4 protein-coding genes are annotated in these 2610 nt (G+C 60.2%); 2 read left to right on the top strand and 2 right to left on the bottom strand.

What is annotated here, in order from left to right:
• Together QZY44_RS01495 and QZY44_RS01500 are read right to left on the bottom strand one after the other, a co-directional pair.
• Positions 1–281 (bottom strand): type II toxin-antitoxin system RelE/ParE family toxin (locus tag QZY44_RS01495; protein WP_295441284.1); only part of this gene is annotated, 281 nt, incomplete at its 3' end.
• A complete protein-coding gene (locus QZY44_RS01500; RefSeq protein WP_295441287.1) occupies positions 282–494 on the bottom strand; it encodes an addiction module protein in 213 nt (70 codons plus the stop codon).
• Positions 495–665: 171 nt separating this feature from the next.
• Here QZY44_RS01500 and QZY44_RS01505 point away from each other — a divergent pair, with 171 nt between their 5' ends.
• Both QZY44_RS01505 and QZY44_RS01510 read left to right on the top strand, forming a co-directional pair.
• Entirely contained in the window at positions 666–1907 is a 1242-nt protein-coding gene (locus QZY44_RS01505; protein ID WP_295441290.1) for a transposase family protein, read from the top strand.
• A 32-nt stretch (positions 1908–1939) separates the two neighbouring features.
• Positions 1940–2476: an ISAs1 family transposase gene (locus QZY44_RS01510; RefSeq protein WP_365302991.1), complete on the top strand. Its 537-nt coding sequence runs from the start codon at positions 1940–1942 to the stop codon at positions 2474–2476.
• Positions 2477–2610: the final 134 nt, after the last annotated feature.

Below are 2610 nucleotides of genomic sequence, written 5' to 3' on the forward strand. Positions count from 1 at the left end.
TCCCGAATTCTCTTGGGGTCTCTACGGCAGTCAAGAATCCGATAGACTACTGCATCCATTCCGGCATCAATCTGGCAATAGATCGCGTAAGGAAAGCGCTTAGAAAGAAGACGATGAAAGCCGAATACCTTGCGGTGGAGACCTGCATGGAGGACCAACGACTCAATGTCGGAGAAGAGGCAATCCTGGAAGTAATCGCCCAATCCGACTTCCCGTGATTCGTAAAATTCTCTTCCGTCGCGGAGATCGGCGACCGCGCTTGGCAGGATGCGGATGGTCATTCACAGCCTCCTAAGGTGACGCTTTGCCGTATCCCAATCCAAAGCAAGCTCCTCGCCCGAGGCAACACGAGCGGCAGTCTCTTTCAACACTGTCTCATGCCAGGTGGGCGATTCCACCTCCGCAGCTTCTTGGCTGAGGTCATCCCACAGCGCTTCCATGAGTCGCAGCTTCTCGACCCGCGGTAACCGCATTGCCAATTCTTGAACGCTCACGACTTCAACTACCGCACGCCTTGCGCTGGGTCAATTCGAAAAACACCGAAACACCGGTGCTTCCAGGGCGATTGCTCGGAAATCCGCTATAGCCGATAATCATTTTGGATTTGAGATAAGGCTAGACATTAGCCCCTGTTTTGGTAGTTTCAGCGTGCCATGGAAGCACTGATGACCAAACCCGCCCTCGTTGTCGACCACCTCGTCTTGCGCACCGCCACCGAGGAAGCCGAGATCGACCACCTCCGCCAGGCCCTCCACCAGGGCCACTATCTCAAGGCCGGACGCCCTGCCGGACATGTCCTGTGGCAAGGGATCTACCGCACCGACACCGAGGCGGACTGCCATGAACTCGTTGCCGTCCTCTGCTGGGGAGGGGCCGCCAAGCGTCTCAAGGAGCGCGACAATCACATCGGCTGGGACGCCGTCACCTGCGCCAACCGCCTCAAACTCATCGTTCAACTGCGCCGCTTCTACGTTATGGACAGCGCCCGCCGCCCCAACCTCGCCAGCCAGTGCCTCGCCCTTTCCCTGCGCACCCTCGCCGCCGAGTTTGAAACCCGGCACGGCTTCCAACCCCTTCTGGCCGAGAGTTTCCACGATCCCGATGAACACACCGGCACCCTCTACAAAGCCACCAACTGGCTGCCTCTCGGCTTCACCAAAGGCTTCAAGAGACACCGCCGCGACTTCTATCAGGACACCGGAAAACCCAAGCATCTCTGGGTTCGGCCCTTGAAAAAAGACGCCCTCGCCCTGCTCGCCCGCCCCGGACTCCTGCCACCCGTCCACCAGTCCGCCATCGGCGATGGCGACACCGCCGGTGCCCGTTGCGCCCTGAAATGCCCCGAGTTACGCACCCTGCGCCACGCTCTTCTGGACCTCACCGATACCCGCAACCCCAAAGCCATCCGCCACCCCTTCAGCGCCATGCTCACCCTCATCGTTTACGGCCTCATCTGCGGTGCCCAGGACGTCAAAGCCATCTGGCACAAATGCGCGCCGCTTGATCAAAACCAACGCCGCGCCATCGGCATGACCCGGCGCAACCCGAAAACGGGCCTCCTCACCATGCCCGGCTACGGCGCGCTCAATGACATCGTCAACCGCGTCGATCCCGTTGAACTCGCCCGCGCGCTCAACGCCTGGCTGGTGGCAAACAGCGAACTCCTCCCCAAATCCCTCGCCCTGGACGGCAAAAGCATCGGAGCTAAAGGCCGGCTCGGCGGCATCGTCACGCTCTGTTTCCACTCCACCGGCCAACCCCTCGCCCAACGCACCTACAGCGGCAAAAAAGACGACTGCGAACTGCCTGTGGCCCAGCGCCTCCTCGACAAAGACGCCGCCGACCAACTTCAAGGTGCCCTCGTGACCGGCGACGCCCTCAACACCCAAAAAAAACGGCATTCATAATCATCAGCCACGGCGGCGACTACCTGCTGGGCCTGAAGGATAACCAGCCCACCCTCCACCAACTCGCGCAGAGCAAACTCGCCGCCATCCCCGACGAATGGGTGAGCGGCTGGGAAAAAGAACACGGACGCATCGAACGCCGCCACCTCTGCCGGGTCGATTTGGATCAGGACATCAGTTCCTTTCCCGGCGCACGCCAGTTGATCAAGATCACGCGCGAATGGATCGAGAACAATAGCGATGAACTCAAAAGCGAGACCCGTTACTTCATCACCAACCTCCTGCGGGAGGAAAGAAGCGCCGCCCGGCTCGCCCAAGCCATCCGCGGCCACTGGTCGGTGGAGAACAAAAACCACTGGAAACGTGACACCAGCCTGTGGAAGGAAGACGCCTCGCGTCCGCGCAAGAAAGCCAGCGGAGGCCAAGTGCTTGCCTTGTTGAGGGGAGCCATCCTGCGGCTTCATGACAAAGAAGCCTTCGAGAGTCTCAATGCCAGCTTCCACCACTACAGCGCCAAAGCCTACGCCGCCCTGCGCCTCCTCAAAACTCCGCCAGCGAAAATCAACTAACCAGACAACCGCCCTGGGCAACCCCAGCCACCCTCCTGGAAGTCATCGGCACTGGTGGCTAACGATGCGGTGTGTTTTCATGTGGGTGATGATGGCGGAGCTCGGCTTGGTGGATTGTCGTGGCATCGGCCGCA

The organism is uncultured Thiodictyon sp., assembly GCA_903837595.1.
Classification (GTDB): domain Bacteria; phylum Pseudomonadota; class Gammaproteobacteria; order Chromatiales; family Chromatiaceae; genus Thiodictyon.

What these genes read in the sequence shown, in the direction of transcription:
- QZY44_RS01505 (WP_295441290.1), top strand. Translation starts at nt 666, where the DNA reads ATGACCAAACCCGCCCTCGTTGTCGACCACCTCGTCTTGCGCACCGCC.